Genomic DNA, 5,541 nt, shown 5'->3' on the forward strand with positions numbered 1-5,541 from the left:
CACTACCTCGCGGCTCTCGATCGCGAACTCGACACCGATCCGACCGACACCGATTCGCCGTTCTGACGAGAAACCAGCACTCGCGCGCGACCACGGCTAGATGATCAGATTTCTACGGTTTCTCGTGATCGCCAACATCGACGGCGTGCCGGACGCGGAAACGACCCAGAAGATCTACGACAACCTCGATCTCCAGCGTGCAACGCAGGCGTTCCTCTCCACCATCCAGATCTCGTCCTTGAACTCGATGGAAAAAGGACTCCTCTCATTCGGCCCAGCTAACACCACGGCGCTGCTCTTCGAAGACCTGATGGACTCCAAGGCCCTTTGGCTTACGCCGAACACGGTCTCCGTCTACATGGCCACCTGGATGGAGTTGGGCGACGAACCCATGGTCCTCGAGACGCCTCCCAGCGTGTTGGGCTTCATCAACGATGCCTGGTTCAAGTACGTCGTGGACTTCGGAAACGCGGGTCCAGACAAAGGCAAGGGCGGGAAGTTCCTGATCGTGCCCCCCGGCTACGAGGGGGAGATCCCGGAGGGCTATCACGTCGCGCGCTCCAATACTCACGGAAACTGGGTCGTCTGGCGCGGTTTCCAGGTCGACGGGTCCACCAAGCCGGCCATCGAGGCGACCAAGAAGAACTTCCGGATGTATCCGCTCTCGAAGAAGGGCAACCCACCCGAAATGAAGTTCGTCAATGTCTCCGGCAAGTTCCACAACACCATCCACCGCATGGACTTCGGCTTCTGGGAGGAGCTCAACGAGACCATTCAAGCGGAGCCGATCGAGGGATTGGATGTCGAGATCCGCGGCCTCCTTGCTTCCATCGGAATCGAGAAGGGCAAGGAGTTCGAGCCGGCCCCCCGCATGAAGAAGATCCTCACGGATGCCGCCAATGTCGGGGCCGTCACGGCCCGTGCCCTGACAGCCCGCCCGAAGGATCAGCGCCACTACCTCTACCCGGGCGAGCGGGTTTGGACAAATCCGTTCATCGAGGGACGCTACGACTTCCTCATGGATGGCGCCCGCTTGCTGGACTCGCGTGCCTACATGCACTTCTACGCCACGGGGATCACCCCAGCGATGGCCATCAAGAACGTCGGCAAGGGATCCCAATACGCGATCGCCTACCTCGATGCGAAGGGCAACGCGCTGGACGGCGGCAAGACCTACAAGATCCATCTGCCGCCGAACGTGCCGGCAAGAGATTTCTGGTCGTTCACGCTGTACGACAACCAGACCCGCGCGATGCTCCAGACCGACCAGCGCTTCCCGGGCCTGGACAACAACAAGGAAGGCCTGGCGGCGAACGCTGACGGCTCGTACGACATCTACTTTGGCCCGAAGCCGCCGGCCGGAAAGAAAGGCAACTGGATTCAGACCGTCCCCGAGAAGGGATGGAACACCATCCTCCGCCTCTACGGACCGCTGGAACCCTTCTACGACAAGACCTGGAAGCCCGGGGACCCGGAGCTGATCGATTGATGCTGAAGATGCACGTCCTATCGAACCTGCTCGTGGTCGCACTGGTGCTCTCGGCCGGGGTGGCCGGTATTGGGCCCGGTCGCCCAAAGGTGGCCCGGACTGGGGGCTGCGGCTGAACTTCGTGTTGCTGTTCCCCCGCTGACGCCCACCGGCCGGGTCAGTCGGGCATGGAGTGTTGTGCTTCCCGAGACAGGGCTGACGCTTCATACCGGAGACATGGTTTACACAATCGGCATTTGGGGAGCGCCCGGATGCCGTGGAGGCCGCGTAAACCGATGGACGGACGCCTCGGATTCATTGCCCGGGCCCTGGGGCGGCGAGCTACGCACCCGCGGGACCGCCCAGCTCGATGCGCCAATAGGCAACGTCCCCGAGAGCCTCACCGGGCATGTCCGTCCAGGCGGCGACCCGATCCAGGACGGGTCCGTCGCTGGAGCAGACGATTCCCTGGCGCCGCTTCAGGAGCGGGTCCGCGGAATCGACGACCGCGACCTCTCCGCCCAGGCCCACCTCCCGCATCAGCGCGCGAACGCGATCGGCCGTGCGACCGCTGTTGGAGACATTTCGGTCGAAGAACCAATGACAGGCACTCGCCCCGTGGCGGCCCCCGGCGTCGAGCGCCAGCCGGATGGCCCGCTCCGTCGAGGGGATCGCGCGATAGGTCCCATGGACGCCCGCGACGTCACGCGACGCGCCGTCGCGGCCGACCAGCACGGGCCCGCCCTCGAGCCCGACCTCGATCGTGATCAGCGCGTTGAAGCCGTCAATCAGGAGTTCCCTCCCGGACCAGCCCGACGCGGGCACATGGGCCCGGCGCCTGGTTGCAACGCTGTCGTCGCTCGCGGCAGCCCGCCAGACGGCCGCGCGTTGCCTTCGCCGCAGCTGGTGTCGGTCGCCGACCAGCGCGAGCGACGACGGCAGCGCGTACCCGCGGGAGAGCAGCCAGCTGAGCTCTCCGACCGCTCGCGAGAGCGTGGGCACGGCCCCCTCCCCGAACCACCTGGCATCCCTCGCGTCCGGCCCCCTCGGCATGCTAAGACCCTACCTCTCTCGCTGGCATGCCACTTTCGTTGCTCTCTGCATCGAAGCCCATCGAGCACGGCCACGGTGTCCGGCCTCGCGGTCGAGGCAGGAAGCCCAGTCGCGGCATGGATCCCCGGAGCCGGGGAACACGAACGACCTGCGGAGTACGCCATGGACGGGGCGCCGTGGCGAGCGTGCGACGAGTCCGTCGTCGCGGCCTCGTTCGGGAGCACGCAGCGGGCGCGCAACGCGCTCGCGACCTCCTCAGCAGCCGAGTGCGATCCTCAACCCAGGCGAACTGCTTGCCGATCTTGCGAGGTACCGGGATCCGATTCCAACGGATACCCTGCGCCGTTCGATGAACGTCGGGAGATCTGCATGAGCAAGGGAGCCAATTCGTGGTCGGCGGACATGAGTCGCCGGCGACTGCTCGGACTCGGTGCCTCAGCGGCCCTGGCCCTGGCCGCGGGGTCGGCGCGCGCCCTGGTGCCCGAGCGGGAACGCTCTCTCGGCTTCCGGCAGCTCCATACCGGGGAGTCCCTGCGCACCGTGTACTGGGCCGACGGGGAGTACCAACCCGAGGCGCTGAACCAGATCGATCACCTTCTGCGGGATCACCGCGTCGGCTCCGCGACCTCCATGGACCGGGGTCTACTCGACCTGATGCACGCACTCCAGCGTGCCGTCGGGAGCCGCGACCCGTTCGAGATCATTTCGGGCTACCGCTCGCCCGAGACCAACGAGGCTCTTCGCCGCCAGGGCGGGAGAGTCGCACGGCGGAGTTATCACATGCGCGGAATGGCCGTGGACCTGCGCCTGCCGGGTTGCGACCTTGCCACGTTGCGTCGGGCCGCACGCGATCTGCGCCGTGGCGGGGTGGGCTACTACCCCGAATCCGATTTCGTCCACATTGACACCGGCCCCGTTCGCTTCTGGTAGCTCGCTCGCTATTCCTCTGGTTCGTGCTGGCGTGCAGCCTGGCTCTCGCGGAGTCCGAGGCATGGCCGCCCGGCCCGGTCGCATCGCGAATCGCGGCCCGGCTACGCGATCTTCCAGGCTCGACCGAGCTGGCCAGCCGGCCCCTCGACGCGCGCGCGCTCGAGGATGCCTACGCACGGCGCAGCTACCGCCCTTTCTGGAGCGAGGACTCCCACCTTCGCCCGGAGGTGTCCGAACTCCTGGCCGCTCTCGTCGATGCCCCCTCGCACGGTCTCGATCCGGCCGCGTATTTCACTGCCTCCATCCGCGAACATCTCCGCGATGAGTCTCCCGACCGACTCGCCGAGCTCGACGTGATGCTGAGCGCCTCGCTGCTCCGTTACGTCGCAGACCTCGGCGCGGGTCGGACCGATCCGACCGCCCTCGACGACGTGCTGATTCCGAGACCTCCGCGACCGGACCCAACGAAGATTCTTGGCGAGGTTTTCGACGGTCCGGGCCTCGAGGCCGTGTTGGAAACGGCACCGCCGTCTCACCCCGAGTATCGACGCTTGCGCGCCGAGTTGAAGCGCTACCGGCGGCTGGAAGCCTCGGGAGGGTGGCCGGGGCTCGGCGACGGTCCGACGCTCGAACTGGGCAGTGAGGGGAAGGCCGTAGGCGAGCTGTGTCGCCGACTGGCGTCCAGCGGGGACATCGCACGGCGCTGCGACCGGGGATCCCTCTTCGATCCCATGTTCGAGGCGGCGGTGCGGCGCTATCAGCGCCGTCATGGGCTCGAGCCCGACGGCCGGGTCGGCAGGAACACGCACGCAGCGCTGAATCGGCCCCCCTCGTACTGGGCCCGGCGCATCGCCATCAACCTCGAGCGTCTGCGCTGGCTGCCGCGAAGCCTCGGTGCGAGCTTCGTGATCGTCAACGTGCCGAGCTTCGGGTTGCGTCTGGTGGAGCGCGGAAGCACGACGCTTCAGATGCGCGTGATGGCCGGCACGCCCGAGCACCCCACGCCGCTGCTTCACAGCCGCATCACGGGTCTGAGGATCAACCCGCCGTGGCATGTTCCGAGGAGCATTACCGCGCAGAAGCTGCTTCCGAGGATCCTCGAGGACCCCGACTTCCTGGCAGGGAACGGCTACGAGGTGTTCGTGGAGGGTCGCGCCTCGGAGCCGATTCCCGCGGCGGCGATCGACTGGGAGGCCCTGGACCCCGAGCAAATGGGGCTGCAACTGCGCCAGCAACCGGGTCCGCAGAACGCCCTGGGCCGCATCCGCTTCGACGTGTCGAGCGGAAACGGGATCTACCTCCACGACACGCCGGTGCGCCACCTCTTCCCGAACCGGCAACGCGCCTTCACTTGGGGCTGTGTGCGCCTGGAGGAACCGCGTGAACTGGCCACGGCTCTGCTAGCCGACGACCCGGGGTGGAGCCGAAAGCGCATCGACGCCGAGATCGATTCCGGGGAGACGCTCGATGTCGGCCTGGGCGCGGCAGTGCCCTTGTATGTGACGTACCTGACCGCGCGCGTCGCCGCCGATGCCGAGGTCGAGTTCTTCGACGACGTGTACGGGCGCGACACTCGTCTTCAGGCCGCTCTCGAAGGCACCACGCCCCAGGCCGACCCGGTTCGCTCGGGACGTCACTGGTGTCAGGATTTCCCGGCCTCCTCGTCTCCCTAGATCGACGCCTCTCCTTGCTCATCGACGGTGATGGCGAAGGGTGCGAGCACGACACCCATGATCAGCAGGCCTAGCACCAGCAGCGCAGCTCGGGGCTCGCTGAAGGAGGATCGGGATCACATGTCTCCGTGGGCAGCACGCGCTTGCCCGACTTCTGCTGACGGGAAACAGTCGGGACAGCGAAATGCCCTGAAGCGTCTGGATGTTGCGGACTTGCAGCCTTCGGGAGCCAGCGCTTTCGGGGCATTCCATAGCCAGCTCCCCCACATCGTTCGAGCTCTAGCAGGCTGCGGAAAAACCCCGTGCGGGTCCGCCAATCGGTTGGTACACGCATGATCAGGGGGTGAGAGATGCGCGGAACCGATCACGACCAGTCTGCGATGTTCAGCTACGTGTCGCCAGAAGCGCGAATTCCGG

At 66.3% G+C, this 5,541-nt stretch carries 4 protein-coding genes; 3 read left to right on the forward strand and 1 reads right to left on the reverse strand.

The features are described from left to right. Positions 1-100 precede the first annotated feature (100 nt). Positions 101-1,489: a DUF1254 domain-containing protein gene (locus GY937_13865; GenBank protein ID MCP5057791.1), complete on the forward strand. Its 1,389-nt coding sequence runs from the start codon at positions 101-103 to the stop codon at positions 1,487-1,489. 321 nt (positions 1,490-1,810) lie between these two features. On the opposite strand, the gene GY937_13870 is transcribed toward GY937_13865, so the two are convergent. Beyond that, the gene (locus GY937_13870) at positions 1,811-2,470 is read right to left on the reverse strand and encodes a DUF434 domain-containing protein (protein ID MCP5057792.1); all 660 of its coding nucleotides are present in this window, start codon (positions 2,468-2,470) and stop codon (positions 1,811-1,813) included. A gap of 420 nt (positions 2,471-2,890) precedes the next feature. Between GY937_13870 and GY937_13875 the strand changes: the two genes are divergently transcribed. Together GY937_13875 and GY937_13880 are read left to right on the forward strand one after the other, a co-directional pair. Further along, on the forward strand, positions 2,891-3,451 hold the full coding sequence (locus tag GY937_13875; protein MCP5057793.1) for a DUF882 domain-containing protein: 561 nt from the start codon (positions 2,891-2,893) through the stop codon (positions 3,449-3,451). A gap of 23 nt (positions 3,452-3,474) precedes the next feature. Further along, entirely contained in the window at positions 3,475-5,124 is a 1,650-nt protein-coding gene (locus GY937_13880; GenBank protein MCP5057794.1) for a L,D-transpeptidase family protein, read from the forward strand. The last annotated feature ends 417 nt before the right edge of the window (positions 5,125-5,541 follow it).

It is taken from the genome of bacterium (assembly GCA_024228115.1).
Taxonomy (GTDB): domain Bacteria; phylum Myxococcota_A; class UBA9160; order UBA9160; family UBA6930.

Bases quoted from the DNA above. Each gene is read 5' to 3' on its own strand.
- GY937_13865 (MCP5057791.1), top strand. From the start codon at position 101: ATGATCAGATTTCTACGGTTTCTCGTGATCGCCAACATCGACGGCGTG.
- GY937_13875 (MCP5057793.1), top strand. From the start codon at position 2,891: ATGAGCAAGGGAGCCAATTCGTGGTCGGCGGACATGAGTCGCCGGCGA.